This window comes from Nocardia arizonensis (assembly GCF_001310275.1).
Taxonomy (GTDB): domain Bacteria; phylum Actinomycetota; class Actinomycetes; order Mycobacteriales; family Mycobacteriaceae; genus Nocardia; species Nocardia arizonensis.
This window is the reverse complement of the sequence record NZ_LGYZ01000118.1, coordinates 15,091-33,262: the sequence shown is the minus strand read 5'-3', so window position 1 is coordinate 33,262 and position 18,172 is coordinate 15,091. Positions and strand designations below refer to the sequence as shown.

2 protein-coding genes (1 of these 2 cut by a window edge) are annotated in these 18,172 nt (G+C 71.7%); both read right to left on the bottom strand.

Going from position 1 to position 18,172, the window contains the following annotated elements; genetic code table 11:
• Positions 1 to 455 carry the start of a non-ribosomal peptide synthetase gene (locus tag APZ21_RS26870; RefSeq protein WP_054816063.1) on the bottom strand. The gene continues 24,805 nt to the left of window position 1, outside the view, so the window shows 455 of its 25,260 coding nt (coding positions 1-455); its start codon is at positions 453 to 455; its stop codon lies off the left edge, out of view.
• The gene (locus tag APZ21_RS26865; RefSeq protein WP_082393480.1) at positions 455 to 18,172 is read right to left on the bottom strand and encodes a non-ribosomal peptide synthetase; all 17,718 of its coding nucleotides are present in this window, start codon (positions 18,170 to 18,172) and stop codon (positions 455 to 457) included. Before APZ21_RS26865 ends, APZ21_RS26870 begins: the two co-directional genes overlap by 1 nt.

The window sequence follows — 18,172 nt, the reverse complement described above, 5'->3', positions numbered from 1 at the left end:
CCCGCGTACTCGAGTGCCACCGCGTCCGGGGTGCGACGCACCTGCGCCTCGAATTCGGTGACCAGGGTCTCCACCGGCGCGAAGTGCACCGACAGCAGCGGCCCGACCGCGATCAGCGCGTCGTCGAGCAACTGTTCGAGCATCGCCCCGAGTACGCCGTCACCGGCCTCGAGCAGGGTGGGCAGTTGCGCCGACAGCACCACCGAGACCAGCGCCTCGGGGCCGAGTCCGTCGCCCAGCGCTTCGGCGAGCGCGCAGATCTCGGCGGCCAGCGTGGCGTAGGTCAGCCCGACGCCGTCGTGACCTGTCGCGGTGCGGTCGGGTGCGACCTCGGCCACCATATCGATCAGGGTCGGTAGGTCATCGATACCGTAGGCCCGTCGCAGGGCGGCGTGATCGTGCGGTTCGGTGGGAGTGCCGGACCCGTGGGACGTGAGCGATTCTGCTGAGGACATCAGCGCATTCCTTCCGAATCGACTTCCTGGTGGCCTAGAGCAGCGACCGACCGCGCGTCGTCGACGAGGGTTCGGATGGCCTCGGCGAGACCTCCGCCGCCCAACGCGGCCAGCACTCCGGGCACGAGCCCGGCGAGCGAGACATTGATCAGGGCTTCCGGTTTGGCCGCCGCGCCGAGCGCCTTGGCGACCGTCGCCATCTTCGCGGCCAATTCGCGATAGGAGATGGCGTGCGCGCCGTGGCTGAAGGCGATGGCCTCGGGCGCGGTGCGCGCGGCCGCCGCGATCAGTTCGGGCAGCTCGGCGGCGGTGGGTGCGGACGCGGCCGTCCGGTTCGTCGGCCCGCCCGACGGGAACGCACCCGGTCCGCGGCGGTCGCGTTCGTCCGCGGTACGGATGTCGATGGCGCGCAGCGCCACGGTCGGTTGGGCCGCGACGGTCGTGAGTATCCCGAGCAGCCGCTGCCCGCACCGGTCCGCGGTGGCGGCGTCGAACAGGTCCGCGGCGTAGCCGAACCGCAGATCCAGTCCGGCGGGCGCGCCGTCCGCGCCGAAGCGTTCGATTCCGGTGAGCTGGAGGTCGAATTTGGCCTCGCCCAGATCGGGATCGAGTACCTCCACCTCGAGCCCGGGCAGCTCGACCGGTCCGCTCGGCAAGTTCTGGAAGGTGAACATCACCTGGAACAGCGGGCTGTACGCCCCCGACCTCGCCCGCCCCATCGACTCGACGACCTGGTCGAACGGCACGTCGGCGTGCGTGAGCGCGGCCAGGTCCCGTTCGCGGGCCTGACGCAGCAGATCCGCGAAACTCGCCTTGGGATCGACCTCGGTCCGCAGCACGACCGTATTGACGAACATGCCGATGAGATCGTCGAGTTCGCGCGCGCCGCGCCCGGCCACCGGTGCGCCGATGGCGATATCGGTGCCGCCGCTCAGCTTCGCCAGCAGGACCGCGAGCGCGGCGTGCACCACGGTGAACAGCGTGGTGCCGTATTCCTCGGCCAGCCGCCGCAATCCGGCGGTGAGTTGCGCGTCGACGGCGAAATCCACTGTGCCGCCGCGCATATCGCGCCGTGATGGCCGCGGGCGGTCGGTCGGAAGTGCGAGCACCTCGGGCACGCCCGCCAGTTCCCGTGTCCAATAGTCGAGTTGGCGCGATACGAGACTGTCCGGATCGGAGGTCGAGCCGAGCAGCGCGTGCTGCCACGCGCTGTAGTCGGCGTACTGGATCTCCAGCGGCGCCCACGCGGGCTCCTCGCCGCGGATGCGGTCGAGATAGGCGCGCACCAGGTCGCGCGCCATCGGCGCGACGGAGTAACCGTCCGCGGCGATGTGGTGCAGCACCACGACCAACACATGGTCGCGCGGGCCGGTGCGGAACAGGACCGCACGCACCGGCGCGGCGGTGGTCACGTCGAATCCTTGCGCGACGACCTCGCGGATACGGTCGGTGAGCTGTTCGGGTGCGACCGCGACCGGGGTCAGGTCGACGGGAACCTCGGTCGCCGAGAGGATCTGCTGGACCGGCCCGTTGTCGGTGTCCGGGTACCGGGTGCGCAGGATCTCGTGCCGGGCCAGCACGTCGGCGACGGCCGCGCCGAGCCCGGCGACGTCGAGATCGCCGGTGAGGCGGATGGCGACCGGGATGTTGTAGGCCGCCGACTCCGGTGCCAGCCGGTTGAGCACCCACATGCGCTGCTGCGCGGGCGCGGGCGGCACCGGATCGGTCCCGGTCCGCCGAACCAGCGCGGGTCCGGCATCGGTGGTGTCCAAGTTCTCGAGGTGTTCGGCAAGCGCCGCGACCGTGGTCGCCTCGAAGACCGCCGCCACCGGAACTCGCGCGCCAAGTGCCGCGCCGAGCCGCGCCACCAGGCGGGTTGCGAGCAGCGAATTGCCGCCGAGTGCGAAGAAGTCGTCGTCGAGTCCGGCCGCGGGCACGCCGACGACCTCGGCGACGGTCGCGGCGACCAACCGCTGGGCCGGGGTGACCGGCGCGCGGAATACCGCCTCGGCGAACACCGGTTCCGGTAATCGGGCCCGATCGACCTTCCCGTTGGCATTGAGCGGCAACGCGTCCAGCGCGACCACGGCGGCGGGCACCATATAGGCGGGCAGTTCGGCCGCGAGCGCGGTGCGCAGCACGGCGCCGGATTCGGTCGTGGCCGCGTAGGCGACCAGCCGCGTGCCCGCGCGCTCGTCACGGTGTGCCACCGCGACCGCCGCGCGCACGCCCGGCCTGCGGCGCAGCGCCGTCTCGACCTCGCCGAGTTCGATGCGGAAACCGCCGATCTGCACCTGGAAGTCGGCGCGCTCGAGATATTCCAGGGTGCCGTCGGCCCGCCACCGCACGATGTCGCCGGTGCGGTACATGCGGCCCGGGGCGAACGGATCGGCCACGAACCGCTCGGCCGTCAGCGCGACCCTGCCGTGGTATCCGCGCGCCACCTGCGTGCCCGCCAGGTACAACTCGCCGGACACCCCGACCGGAACCGGCTGCAACCGGCCGTCGAGCACGTAGACCCGGCTGTTCCAGGCGGGCGCGCCGATGGGCACGGTGTGCACCGGTTCCGCGGTGACCTCGTAGCCGGTGATGGACACCGCGGCCTCGGTGGGCCCGTACAGATTCCACAGGCGCGCGCCGCCGTCGGCGGCCCGCAGGAATTCCGCGGCGGTCGCGGGCGGCAGCGCCTCGCCGATCGCGAGGACGTGGCGCAGACCGCGCGGCAGCTTCGTCTCCGACGCGCTGAGCAGCAGTCCGATGAGCGAGGGCACCGCGTGCAGCACGGTGATCGCGTGCCGGTCGAGCAGTTCACGCAGGCGGTCCGGTTCCCGTTCGACGCCCGGCTCGGTCACGACGAGCCTGGCACCGACGCTCAGCGGCGACCACAGCTCCCAGACCGAAAGGTCGAAGGTCGCCGGGGTCTTGAGCAGGACCGCGTCGGCGCCGCCGAGGTCGAAACGCGCGCGCAACCACAACAATTGGTTGACCACCGCGGAGTGCGGCACGCTCACGCCCTTGGGCAGGCCGGTGGACCCGGAGGTGAAGATGACGTAGGCGGGATGGTCGGGCCGCAGCGGGCGAATCCGTTCGGCATCGCACACGGGCCCGGCGTCGTAGCCGGTGAGGTCGACCCGGTCGACCTCGAGCACCGGCAGATCCGTGCGCACCGGCACGCCGTCGGCGGCGGTGGTGAGCACGCACGCGGGCGCGGCGGTGCCGAGGATGTGCGCGATGCGGTCGGCGGGGTGATCCGCGTCGATGGGCACGTACGCCCCACCCGCGCGCACCACCGCGTACATGGCCGTGACCAGCGCGGTCGAGCGCCGCATGGCGAGTGCGACGGTGGTCTCCGGGCCGACGCCGTCGGCGATGAGCCTGCGGGCCAGCCGGTTGACCGCGGCGTCGAAGGCGCGGTAGTCCAGGCTCGCGCCGCCGGCCGCGTCGACGAGGGCGAGCGCGTCCGGTGTCCGGGCCGCCGCGTCGGCGGTGAGATCGGCCAGGGTCGCGGGCGGGACCGGATGGGCGGTGCGGTTCCAGCCGTCGAGCAGCCGCGCCCGTTCGGTCTCGCCGAGCAGGTCGAGATCGCCCACGGGCACATCGGTTCCGCGCACCACGGCGTCGAGGACGCGGCGCAGTTGGTCGGCGACGCGCCGCGCGGTCGCGGGCGCGAACAGGTCGGTGGCGTAGCGCAGGGTCAGCGTGAGACCCGCCGGTGCGCCGTCGGCGTCGTAGTCGTCCACGGCGAACAGATGCAGATCGAATTGCGCCACACCGCTGTCGAATTCGAGCGGCCGCACCTCGAGGCCCGGCAGCCGCAGGTCGCCGCGCTCGTGGTTCTGGAAGGAGTAGCCGACCTGGAACAGCGGATGCCGGGCGGTCGATCGCTCGGGATTCAGCACCTCCACCAGCCGTTCGAACGGCACATCGGCGTGGGAGAAGGCGGCGACGTCGGCGGTGCGCACCCTGGCCAGCAACTCGTCGAAGGATTCGGCGGCCTCCACTCGGGTCCGCAGCACCAGCGTATTGACGAACATGCCGATGACGTCGTCGAGTTCGGCGTGACCGCGCCCGGCGATCGGGGTGCCGACGGCGATGTCGCCGGTACCCGACAGCCGGGCCAGCAGCGCCGCGAAGGCGGCCTGGACCACCATGAACAGCGTCGCTCCGCGCGCCCGCCCGCGCGCCAGCAGCGCCGCGTGCGTGGTCGCGTCGAGCCGCCACCGCACCTGCGCGCCGCGCAGACTCTGGCGCACCGGCCGGGGCAGGTCGGTCGGCAACGCCAACTGATCGGGCAGGCCCGCGAGTGTCTCGGACCAGAACCGCAACTGGGCGGCGGCCACCGAATCCGGGTCCTGCTCCGAGCCGAGCATCTCCCGCTGCCACAGCGCGTAGTCGGCGTACTGCACCGCCAGCGGCGACCAGCCGGGCGCGCGGTCGTCGAGTCGCGCTCCGTAGGCGAACATGAGATCGCGCACGAACGGGGCTATCGAGGAACCATCGGCGGCGATGTGATGCAACACGGCCGCCAGCACGTACTCGGTGTCCTCGGCCGCGCCGACGCGCCACAGCCGCAGCGCGACCGGCACCCGTGCGGTGACGTCGAAGCGCGTCTCGGCCAGTTCCCGCAGCAGCCGCGGCAGCGCCTCCTCGGTGACCTCGATCGGGTACAGCGCGGGCACGGCCTCGGCGACCGGCACGATCACCTGCGCGGGCGACCCGTCGATCTCTGGATACCGAGTCCGCAGCGATTCGTGCCTGGCGATCACGTCACCGAGTGCGGCTCGCAGCGCCGCCACCTGCACATCGCCGCGCAGCCGCAGCGCGAGCGGAATGTTGTAGGCGGCGGAGGCGCCGTCGAAGCGGTTGAGGAACCACATGCGCTGCTGCGCCGGAGACAGCGGCAGCCGCGGCGGGCGCGCCCCGGCCACCAGAGCCGGTGTGCCACTGCCGGTTTCCAGCGCCGCGACCACGGCGGCGAGATCGGCGACCGTGGGCGTCTCGAACAGCGCCCGCACGCCCACCGTCCGGCCGAGCGCCGCGCCGATGCGCGCGACGGCCTTGGCCGCGAGCAGCGAACTGCCGCCGAGGGCGAAGAAGTCGTCGTCCGCGCCGACGGCCGCGCCCCGGCCGAGCACCTCGGCGTAGACGTCGGCGACGATCTGTTCGGTCAAGGTCGTCGGCTTGCGGTAGACCGTGCCGTCGAACACCGGCGCGGGCAGGGCCGCGCGATCCAGTTTCCCGTTGACCGTCAACGGAATCCGCTCCAGCGCGACGATCGCGGCGGGCACCATGTGCTCGGGCAGCCTGCGCGCCAGCGCCGCGCGCAGCCCGGCCGAGTCGATCGGTTCGCCCACCGCGTAGCCGATGAGCCGGGCCTCGTCCGCCAGATCCGTGCGCACCACCACCGCGGCCTCGCGAATGGCGGGCGCCCCGACCTCGAGCAGCGCGGACTCGATCTCGCCGAGTTCGATGCGGAATCCGCGCAGGTTCACCTGCTGATCGGCGCGGCCGAGATATTCCAGCTCGCCGTCGGCGGTCCAGCGCGCGAGGTCGCCGGAACGGTAGGCCAGGCTGCCGTCACCCGCGTACGGATCGGCCACGAACCGGCCCGCGGTCAGCGCGGGCCGCCCGAGGTAGCCGCGGGCGAGTTGTCCTCCGCTGACATAGATCTCACCGGGCACGCCGACCGGGACGGGCCGCAGTCGCGCGTCGAGCACGCGCACGACCAGTCCCGGGATCGCCGCGCCGATCAGGCCCGCCGCGCCCGATCTCGGGGTGATCCGCCGGTAGGACACGTGCACCGTGGTCTCGGTGATGCCGTACATGTTCACCAGACGCGGTGCGTCGGGATACCGCTCGAACCAGCCGTCGAGCCGCTGCGGCTCCAGCGCCTCACCGCCGAATACCACGGTGCGCAGGGCGAAGTCGGCGGGTTCGCGCATCGCGTCGGCCGCGACGAGCTGGTAGAAGGCCGAGGGTGTCTGGTTGAGGACCGTGACCCGCTCGCGCACCAGCAACTCGCGGAACTGTTCGGGCGAACGCGAGGTGAAGTAGTCCACCAGCACCAGCCGTCCGCCGTGCAGCAGCGCGCCCCACAGCTCCCATACCGAGAAGTCGAAGGCGTAGGAGTGGAACATGGTCCACACGTCGGCGGCGCCGAAATCGAAACGGTCGCGGGTGTTGTCGAGCAGCCGCAGCACCGTGCGGTGCGGGATCACCACGCCCTTGGGCCTGCCGGTGGATCCGGAGGTGTAGATGACATAGGCGGTGTGGTCGGCGCGCAGCGGCGCGCGACGGTCGGCGTCGGTGAGCGGGGACGGGTCGGCGAGATCGTCCGTGTCGACGTCGAGCACCGGGCCGCCGAACCAACCGCGCGGCAGTTGCGTGCCCGCGCCGTCAATGGCGCACAGCGGCGCGGCGTCGTCGAGCATGTACTCGATGCGGTCGGCCGGATAGTTCGGGTCGACGGGCAGATATCCGCCGCCGGCCTTCAGCACCGCCAGCAGTGCGACGACCAGGTCGACCGAACGCGGAAGCGCCACCGCCACCAGCGCTTCCGGGCCGACGCCCGCCGCGACGAGTCGGCGCGCGAGCCGGTTGGAGCGCGCGTCGAGTTCGGCGTAGGTGAGCGCGCGCGTGCCGTCGCCGACCGCGACGGATTCCGGGTCGAGCAGGGCCGCGACGGCGAAGCGGTCCACGATCGTGGCGGGCGCGGCGGCGACATCGGTTCCGGTGCGCGACCATTCGTAGAGCGTTCGCTGCTGCTCCTCGGCGCTGAGCAGCTGGATATCGCCGACGACCACGGTCGCGTCCGCGGCCACCGCCGCGAGCACCTGGGTGAATCGCCGTGCCAGCACGGCCACCGTGTCCGCGTCGAAAAGGTCGGTCGCGTACACGATCTCGATATCGAGTCCGTCGGCGCGGCCGTCGGCGTCATCGGATTCGCGCACGGTGAACTGGAGATCGAACTTCGCCACGGCGGCGTCGAACTCGACCGGAGCGACGGCGAGTCCGTCCAATTCCAATTCGGGCAGGGTGAAGTCCTGCCAGCTCAGCGCCACCTGGAACAGCGGGTGCCGATTGCGCGCCCGGGTCGGCGCGAGGCGGTCCACCACCAGGTCGAAGGGGATGTCGGCATGCGAGAGCGCGTCGAGATCGGCCCCGCGCACCGCGTCGAGCACCGATTCGAAACGCGCCCGCAGGTCGATGCGGCTGCGCAGCACCAGCGTGTTGACGAACATGCCGATCAGCCCGTCCAGATCGGCCTCGCCGCGACCCGCCACCGGGGTGCCGATGGCGATGTCGCCGCTGCCGGACAGGCGTGCCAGCAGGACCGCGAGCGCCGCGTGCACCGTGCTGAACAGCGTGATCTCGCGCTTGCGCGCCAGTTCGCGCAGTTCGCTGTGCAGATCGGAATCGATGCGGAAGCGGTGGGCCGCGCCGCGGAAGGTCGAGTCCGCGGGTCGCGGGCGATCCGCGGGCAGGTCGAGTTGTTCGGGCAGGTCGTCGAGGGTGGCGCGCCAGAATTCCAGCTGCCGGTGCGCCAGGGATTCGGAATCCTCGGGCGCGCCGAGGATTTCGGCATGCCACAGGCTGTAGTCGGCGTACTGCACCGGCAGTGCGGTCCACTCGGGAGCGTGACCCGCGCGGCGTGCGGTGTACGCGGTCATCAGGTCGGTCGCCAGCGGTGCGAGCGAGACGCCGTCCGCGGCGATGTGGTGTACGACCAGCACCAGCACGTGCACCCGGGATGCGAGCGACAGCAGTTCGATCCGCAGCGGAAGATCCGCGGTCAGGTCGAAAGTCCTCGCCGCACAGTCACGCAGGCGATCGTCGAGTTCGGATTCGGTGATCGCGACCGGTCCGATCCGCGATGTGTCCAGTTCCGAAACGGCCTGTGCGGCAGTCACGACGACCTGCGTCGGGCCGTCCTGCCCCTCCGGGTAGCGGGTACGCAGCGACTCGTGCCGCCCGACGACATCGGCCAGCGCCCGGCGCAGCGCCTCGACGTCCAGATCTCCGGTCAGGCGCAGGGCCAGCGGGATATTGTCCACCGCGTCCCCCGGTCCGCCCTGGGCGGTGGAAAGGAACCGATTGAGGAACCAGATTCGCTGCTGGGCAGGCGCGAGCGGAATCGGCTCCGTACGCGGACGCGGCGTCAGCGCGACCCGCCGTCCGTCACCGCGCAGCAGGTCGGCGCGTTCGGCCAGCGCCGCCACGGTCGCGGCCTCGAACAGCACGCGCACCGGGATACGGGCGTCCACCTGCGCGCCGACCCGCGCGACCACCTGGGCGGCCGAGAGCGAGGTGCCGCCGAGGGCGAAGAAGTCGTCATCGAGGCCTATGCGGCCGATGCGGCCGTCGGCGCCGAGCACCTCGGCGAAGACGCGGGCGACGCCGCGCTGGGTCGCGGTCACGGGTTCGCGGAAGGCGACCGGCTCCACATCCGGTGCGGGCAGCGCCCTGCGGTCCAGTTTGCCCGAGGTGTTGAGCGGGAACTGGGCCAGCACGACGTAGTCCGAGGGGGCCATATAGGCCGGTAGCCTGCGCGCGAGGGCGGCACGCACGGCCGCGAGATCGATCTCGGCGTCGGCGGGGACCAGATAGGCCACCAACCGGGTACCCTCGTGCACCGCGACGGCGGCCTGCGCGATCGCGTCCAGTTCGGTCAGCGCGGTCTCGATCTCGCCGAGTTCGATGCGCAATCCGCGCAATTTGACCTGGAAATCGGTGCGGCCGAGATATTCCAGTTCCCCGTCTCGATTCCAGGTCGCCAGATCGCCCGTGCGGTACATCCGCGCGCCCGGTGCGCCGAAGGGGTGCGCGACGAAACGGTCGGCCGTGAGATCCGGTCGCCCGATATAGCCGCGCGCCAACTGCGCACCCGACAGGTACAACTCGCCCGCCACGCCCGGCGCGACCGGGCGCAGCCACTCGTCGAGGACGAACACCCCGGTGTTGGCGACCGGTACGCCGATCGGCACGCTCATCGTGTCGGCGTCGCTCACCTCGTGGTGGGTGACGTCCACGGCGGCCTCGGTGGGACCGTACAGATTCAGCACCCGCGCACCCGTGCGCTCGCGCAGCCGCCGCGCGGGTTCGGGGGGCAGCGCCTCGCCGGAACTGAACACCATTCGCAGGTCGGCGCATTCGGCCGCGGCCGGATCGGCGACGAACACCGCGAGCATGGACGGCACGAAATGCGCCACCGTCACCCGTTCGCGGCGGACTACCTCGGCCAGATAGCCGGGTTCGCGGTGGCCGTCGGGACGGGCGACCACCAGTCGCGCGCCGACCTGCAACGGCCAGAAGAACTCCCACACCGAGACGTCGAAGGTCACCGGGGTCTTCTGGAGCACCGCGTCGGCCGGGCCGATCGGGTAGGCGTCCTGCATCCACACCAGGCGGTTCACGATCGCCGAGTGCGAGATCGCGACACCCTTTGGCCTGCCGGTGGACCCGGAGGTGAACAGCACATACGCCGTGTGCGCGGGCAGCAGTGGCGCGATTCGGTCGGCGTCGGTGAGCGGGGCGTCGGCATAGTCGGCGGTGTCGAGCACGTCGAGATCGAGCACCGGCCATCGCCCGCGCAGGCCGGACCGGTCGAGGCCGTCGCCGGTGCGGCTCAGCACGCAGACCGGTCGCGCGCCGTCGAGCACATCGGCGATGCGCTCGGCCGGATGTTCGGTATCGATCGGGACGTACGCGCCGCCCGCGCCGAGTACGGCGTACAGGGCGACGACCAGGTCCGGGGAGCGGTGTACGGCGACGGCCACCGTGCGCTCCGGGCCGACGCCGACGGATACCAGCAACCGCGCCAGCCGATGGACCCGGCGGGCGAACTCCGCGCCGGTCAGCGATTCGCCCTCGAAGGTGACGGCGACCGCGCCCGGGTCGCGCGCGAGACCCGCCTCGAACAGCGACACCAGTGTCGCCGCGGGGTCGACCGGGTGCGCGGTGGCATTGCGGGTCTCGAGCAGCAGGGTGCGCTCGGCCGGCGCGAGCACATCGATGTCGGCGACCGTGCGGGTCGGGTCGGCGACGATGGCGTCGAGGATGCGGCACAGTCGCTCGGCGAAGGTCGCGACGGTGCGGGCGTCGAACAGGTCGGTGGCATAGTCGATGACCGCGGCGAGTCCCGCACCGGCTTCGCGCAGGCTCAGGTGCAGGTCGAATTTGGCGGTGCCGGTGTCGATATCGAGGTCGCCGACATTCAGCCCGGCCAGTTCCAGCGCCCGCGATTCGATGTTCTGTAGGTCGAGCATGACCTGGAACAACGGATGGCGCGCGGTCGACCGCGGCGGGTCGAGCACTTCCACCAGCCGCTCGAACGGCACGTCGGCGTGCGCGAGCGCGCGCAGGTCGACCTCGCGCACCCGCGCCAGCAGATCGGTGAACCGGATCTCCGGCCGCACCTCGGCGCGCAGCACCAGCGTGTTGACGAACATGCCGACCAGATCGTCGAGCGCGCGGTCGCCGCGGCCCGCGACGGGCGTGCCGATCGGGATATCGCGCTGCCCCGACAGTTTCGCCGCCAGGATGGCGAAGGCGGTGTGGCACACCATGAACAGCGAGGCATTGGCGCTCGCGGCGACGGCCCGCAGGCCACCGACGGTGGCCGGGTTCACGGTGAACCGGTGCCGCGCACCGCGTCCCGAGACCGCGGCGGGACGCGGGCGATCGCCCGGCAGCGTCACGATGTCGGGCAGTCCGGCCAATTCGTCCGACCAGAACCGGATCTGCGCGGCCAGTAACGAATTCGGATCGTCCTCCGCGCCGAGGACTTCCCGCTGCCACAGCGCGAAATCCGCGTACTGCACCGGCAGCGGCGTCCAGGCGGGAGCCGTGCCCTCGCGGCGCGCGGCATAGGCGGTCATGAGGTCCCGGGTCAGCGGCGCGAGCGACCAACCGTCCGCGGCGATGTGATGGATGACCACCACGAGCACGTGTTCGTCGACTCCGGTGCGCAGCAGCGCCAACCGCACCGGCGGTTCGACGTCCACGGCGAAGGGCGCCGCGACCACGGCCGCGATCCGGGCCGGAAGTTCCTCGGGCGCGACCGATTCCACCGGCAGCGCCCGCGCCACCGTGTCGGCGGGTCGGACCACCTGGCGTGCGATACCGTCCACCGCCGGATAGCTGGTCCGCAGCGTCTCGTGCCGGTCCACCAGATCGGCGACCGCGGCGCGCAATGCCGCGAGGTCGAGCGCGCCCTCCAGGCGCAAGGCCGCGACCAGATTGTCGGCCACCGAATTCTCGTCCAGCTGCGCCAGGAACCACATGCGCCGCTGCGCGTAGGACAGCGGCACGACATCCGGGCGCGCACCCGCCGACGGCGCGGTTCGGGGCGCGGCGCCACCCGCGGGCAGTGCCGCGGCGAGTGCGGCCACCGTCGGGCGTTCGAACAGCAGCCGCACCGGCACCTCCGCGCCGACGGCAGCGCCGAGCCGCGCCGCGATCTGCGTCGCGACCAGTGAATTTCCGCCGAGCGCGAAGAAGTCGTCCGCGCGACCCACCCGCTCTAGCCCGAGCACATCGGCGAATTCGGCCGCTACCAGCCGCTCGGCGGCGGTCTCCGGCGCCGTGTACGACACCGCGGCGCGCACCGGATCGGGTAGCGCGTTACGGTCCAATTTGCCCGAACTGGTCAACGGCATGGCCGCCAGCCGCACGTACGCGCCCGGCACCATGTAGGAAGGCAGCACCTCGCGCAGCCGCTCCCCGACCGTCTCGGCGAGCCGCTCCTGGGCGATATCGGCGACGACGTAGGCGACGAGCAGTTCGCCGCCGGGATGGGTGTGCACCCGCACCGCGGCCGCGCGCACCTCGTCCTGGGCGAGCACGGCCGCCTCGACCTCGCCGAGTTCGAGGCGCTGCCCGCGCAGCTTCACCTGGAAATCCTTGCGGCCCAAGTACTCCAGCGCGCCCGCGCGATTGCGGCGCACCAGGTCGCCGGTGCGGTACATGCGCGCACCGGCCGGGCCGAAGGGGTCCGCCACGAACCGCTGCGCGGTGAGCCCGCCGCGTCCGTGATAGCCGCGCGCCACCTGCGCACCGGCCAGATACAGTTCGCCCGCGACGGTTTCCGGCACCGGTCGCAGTCGCGAGTCGAGCACAAGCACCCGGCTACCCGCGACCGGCGCACCGATCGGCGACGGACCCGCCACGCGCGCGTCGACGGGCGCGTGCGTGGCGTGCACGGTGAATTCGGTCGGCCCGTACAGATTGTGCAGTTCGGCGTCGCACACCGCGGCGAATGCCGCCGCCGCCTCGCCGGTCATCGCCTCGCCCGCGACGAAAACCGTTCGCAGGGTGGCGATATCGGCCGGATCGACCACATCGGCGAATACCGTCAGCATGGACGGCACGAAGGAGGTCATGGTCACACCGGTCGCCGCGATGAGCCGGGCGAGATAGCTCGCGTCACGATGTCCGTCATGTTCGGCGACCACGACGCTCGCACCCCGGGTGAGCGGCGCGAACAGTTCCCACACCGAGACATCGAAGGTCGCGGGGGTCTTGAACAGCACGATGTCGGTGGCGGCGATGGCGTATTCGTCGGCGATCCAGCGCACCTGATTGGCCATCGAACCGTGCTGCACCGTGACGCCCTTCGGCCGGCCGGTGGAGCCCGAGGTGAAGATCAGATAGGCGGCATCGGCCGCACGTGAACGGCGTACGGGGGCCAGGGGCTCGGCGCTCACCGAACCGTCGATCTCGTCGACCGTCAGCACCGGAATTCCGCTGCCGTCCCAGCCGTCCGCGTCCCGGGTCAGCACGCAGAGCGGACCCGCCTCCTCGATGATCCGATCCAGTCGCGCCGCGGGCTGGTCGGGATCCACCGGGACGTACGCGCCGCCCGCGGTGAGCACCGCGTACGCGGCGGTGACGAATTCCAGCGACCGCCGCATACCGAGCACGACCCGTGTCTCGGCGCCGACCCCCGCCCCGACGAGGACACGCGCCAGCCGGTTCACCTCGGCCGCGAATTCGGCATAGGTCCGTACCCGTTCGCCGTCGCGCACCGCGACGGCGTCGGGCGTGCGCCGCACCTGCGCGGCGAAGGATTCGACAACGGTGGTCTCGCCGAACGCGCCGCCGCGCTCACCGCGGGTGAGCGCCGCGCGCCGTCGGACGTCATCGAGCAGTGGCAGGTCACCCACCGCCGCATCGGGACGCGCGACGAGTCCGGCCAGCAGCCGAAGCAGCCAGTCCGCGAAATCGGCGATGGTCGCCTCGTCGAACAAGTCGGTGGCATAGGCGAACTCGGCGGGCACCGGGTCGTCGCCCGCGAATTCACCGCTCAACGTGAGCTGGAGGTCGAATTTGGTGGTCCCGGTGTCCAGAACCTCGGTGCGCACGGCGAGGCCGGGCAGGTCGAATTCGACCGCGGCGGCATTGTCGAAGGCCAGCATGACCTGGAACAGCGGATGTCTGGCCTGCGACCGTACCGGATTGAGGGCCTCGACCAGCTGCTCGAACGGCAGCTCGGCGTGCCCGAAGGCGGCCAGGTCGGTCTCGCGTACCCGGCGCAGCAGCGCCGTGACGGATTCGCTCGCGTCGATTTCGGTCCGCAGCACCAGGGTGTTGACGAACATGCCGATCAGATCGTCGAGCGCGCGCTCGCCGCGGCCCGCGACCGGCGTGCCGATGAGAATGTCGTCCTCGCCGCAGATGCGCGAAAGCAGCACCGCCAGCGCGCCGTGCAGCACCATGAACGCCGAGACGCCCTGTGCGCGCGCGGTCGCAGTGACCCCCGCCGCCAGCGTCGCCGGAATCTCGAAGCGGTAGACCGCGCCCCGACCCGAGGCGACGGCCGGACGCGGGCGGTCCGCGGGCAGGTCGAGCTGTGCGGGCGCGCCCGCCAGCGCGTCGGTCCAATACGCCAACTGCCGCGCGGCCGGCGAGTCCGCGTCCTCGGTCGCGCCGAGAATCTCCCGCTGCCACAGCGAATAGTCGGCGTACTGCACGGCCGGCGGGGTCCAGCCGGGTTCCCGCCCGGCCAGCCGGGCGGTGTAGGCGAACATGACATCGCGGGCGAGCACCCGCAGCGACAGACCGTCCGCGGCGATGTGGTGCAGCACGATGGCCAGCGCATTGCTGCCGTCGTCCACCGCGAACAGCCGGGTCCGCAGCGGGATCTCGCGCTCCAGATCGAATCCGGTCGCGGCGAATACGGCCAGTTCGTCCGCCAGCGCGGCGGCCGCGATCGGCTCCGGCTCACCCGTCAGCACCACGTCGGCGACCACCTGCTGGGCGGCCACGCCGTCGGGATGTCCGGCGGGCAGAGCCGGGAACAAGGTCCGCAGCGCCTCGTGGCGACGCACCACGTCGGCGAGCGCCGCGCGCAGCGCGCCGGTGTCCACCGCACCGTCCATGCGGACCACGAAGGGCATGTTGTATCCCCCGCCCGCACCCTCGAACCGGTTCAGGAACCAGATCCGTTGCTGGGCGGGAGACAGTGGAACCAGCGGCGGCCGCGGTCGCGCCCGCAGCCGCGCGGCCGTGGCGTCGCCGCCGGTTCCACTCGCCCGCTCGATCACGTCCGCGAGTCCGGCCACCGTGGTCGCGGTGAAAACCTCGCGCACGCCGAGCGGGCATCCCAGATCGGCGCTCAATCGCGCGGCGACCTGGGTGGCCACCAAACTGTTGCCCCCGAGTACGAAGAAGTCGTCGTCGCGCCCCACCCGGTCGCGGCCGAGCACCTCGGCGAAGATCTCCGCGACCGCCCGCTCCACCGGGGTCACGGGCGCCAGATATTCGGCGACGACCCGTTCGGGCGCCGGCAGCGCGGCGCGGTCGAGTTTGCCGGAGGCGTTCACCGGCAGCGCGTCGAGCACGACATAGGCGGCGGGCACCATGTACGCGGGCAGCGCGCGGGCAGCCGCGGCGCGCAGTTGCGCGGGCGTCACCGTATCGGGTTCGGATTCCACCGCGTAGGCGACGAGTTGTTCGCCCGCGCCGGTGTCGTCGCGCACGACGACCACCGCGCGCACCACCGACTCGACCCCGGCCAGCACGGCCTCGATCTCGCCGAGTTCGATGCGCAGTCCACGCAGTTTGACCTGGAAATCGGTGCGGCCGAGATATTCCAGTTCCCCGTTCGCGGTCCACCGCACCAGGTCGCCGGTACGGTACATGCGTTCGCCGCGGACGAACGGGTCGGCCACGAAACGGTCCGCGGTCAGGCCCGGCCGGGCCGCGTATCCCCGGGCGAGCTGTACCCCCGACAGATACAGCTCGCCCGCAGCGCCGACCGGGGTCGGCCGCAGTCTCGAATCGAGCACATACAGCCGGGTGTTGAACACCGGTGCGCCGATCGGCACCGTAACCGTGTCGGCGTCGGTCACCTCGTGGTAGGTGACGTCGACGGCCGCCTCGGTCGGGCCGTACAGGTTGTGCAGTCGGGCACCGGTGAGCACCCGCAGCCGTTGGGCCGCCGACGCGGGCAACACCTCACCGGAGGCGAAGACCGCGCGCAGCGTGCTACTGCGGGCGATGTCCTGGTGCGCGAGGAACACTTCCAGCATCGAGGGGACGAAGTGGGCGGTGGTCACGCCGTATTCGGCGATGACCGACCGCAGCTGGGCCGGGTCACGATGGCCGTCGGGCGCGGCGAGCACGAGGCTCGCGCCGACCTGCAACGGCCAGAAGAACTCCCACACCGAGACGTCGAAGGTGGCGGGCGTCTTCTGGAGGACGACGTCGGCGGGGGTGAGCCGATAGGTGTGCTGCATCCACACCAGCCGGTTCACGATCGCGGCGTGCGCGACCGTGACGCCCTTGGGCAGACCGGTGGATCCCGAGGTGAAGATGACGTAGGCGGGATGCGCCGCGCGCAGCGGTGTCCGCAGTTCCGCCGTCTCGATCGGGGCGTCGGACAGCGCCGACAGGTCGAGCCGGTCCACCGCGACGACCGGCACACCGTCGACCTCGGGCGCGGCCGACTCCGTGCACAGTAGGCAGGCCGGGCGGGCGGTGCCGAGGATATGGGCGGTGCGCTCGGCCGGATGGTCGGGATCCAGCGGCAGGTAGGCCGCCCCCGCCGCCAGCGCCGCGTACATGGCGACGACCTGTTCGGTGGACCGGCGCATGTGCACCGCGACCACGCTCTCGGGACCGACGCCGTCGGCGAGCAGCCGCCGCGCGAGCCGCCGAACCCGGGCGGCCAGTTCCCGGTAGGTCAGGCTCCGGCCCGGGGTCACCGCGCTGCGCAGCGCCACGGCGTCGGGCGTGCGCGCTACCTGGGCCTCGAACATCGCGATCAGGGTCGGCGGGCCGTCGAGCGCCGCGGCGACGTCGAATTCGGTGGCGTTCCAGATCTCGGTGCTGACCTCGACCTCGAGTTCGGTGGCGGCATCCACCGACACCACCGGACTCGTCAGGTCGAGCCGGACCAGCCGTTCGAGGTAGTTGAGGAAGCGGGTGTGGTGGCGGGCGATGTCGTCGCCGCGGTAGAGATTCGGATTTGCCTCGAAGTCGACGTGCACGCTGTCGCTGTCGCCGTAGTAGACATTGAGGCTCAGATCCTCCACCGGTCCGGTCGAGAGCACGTGGTAGCGCCCCGAGGTGGTCCCGAGGGTCAGATCGTTGCTGAACAGCATGATGTTGGCCAATGGGCCGAACAGCGCGCGGCGCGCGGGGCGGCCGTCGTGTTCGGCGTCGCGGCGGATGTCCTCGTGCCGGTAGCGCTGATGGCGCAGGGCGCCCGCGACCTCGACCCGGGTCGCGCGCAGCAGATCGCCCCAGCTCACCTCGGAGCCGACGCCGACCCGCAACGGCACGATATTGGACAGCATGCCCGCGGAACGCCGCATGACCGCGGTGGTGCGGGCGGTCACCGGCAGGCTCAGCACCACGTCGTCACGGTCGGTGAGCCGCCCGAGATAGCAGGCGAAGGCGGCCAGCAGGATCACCGCGATGGTGGCGTCCTGGCTCGCGGCGAGCTCGTTCATCCGGTCGACCAGCCGCTGCGGCAGCGCCCGCCCGACGACGAGATTCTGCGCGGCGCGCGCGGCGGTGCGCCCGTCCAGGCTGGTGGGCGCCTCGAGTCCGGCGACCCGCTCGGCCCAGTGCGCCCGGTCGGAGTCGAATCGGCCGCTCTCGCGATAGCTCAGCTCCCCGTCGACCAGGTCGGACAGGGTTCCGGGGCGAACCGCCGCCGGCTCGGCCCCGAGTACGCGCGCGGTGTAGCGCTCGGCCACCCGCATGGTGTTGGTCAGCGCGCCGAAGCCGTCGAGCACGATGTGGTGCGCCCGCAGATACCAGAAGTACCGCTGGTCGGCGACGCGCAGCACGGCGCCCGCGAACAGGCGGTCGCGCAGCAGGTCGACCGGTGCGCCCGCGTCGGCGCGCATCCAGGCGTGCGCCGCGGCCACCGGATCGTCGTGGTCGCGCAGGTCGATAAGCGGGATATCGATGCTCAGCGCGGGGTCGACGCACTGGTAGGGCACGCCGTCCTCGACGCCGAGGCGCACGAGGGTGGAACCGTAGTCGAGTGCGGCCTCGCGGGAGACCTCGGCGAGCACCTCGGCGTCGAGTTCGCCGCGAACGTCGACGTACTGGGCGATATTGATCGGCACCTCGGGATCGAGCAGCTGCGCGTACCAGAGGCCGAGTTGTGCGGGCGCGAGCGGGAACCGGCTCGGATCGGATGTCGTGGGAGGCGCCGCCTCGTCGGGCCGTGCGCTGAACCCACTCAACTCCGTACCGTGCAC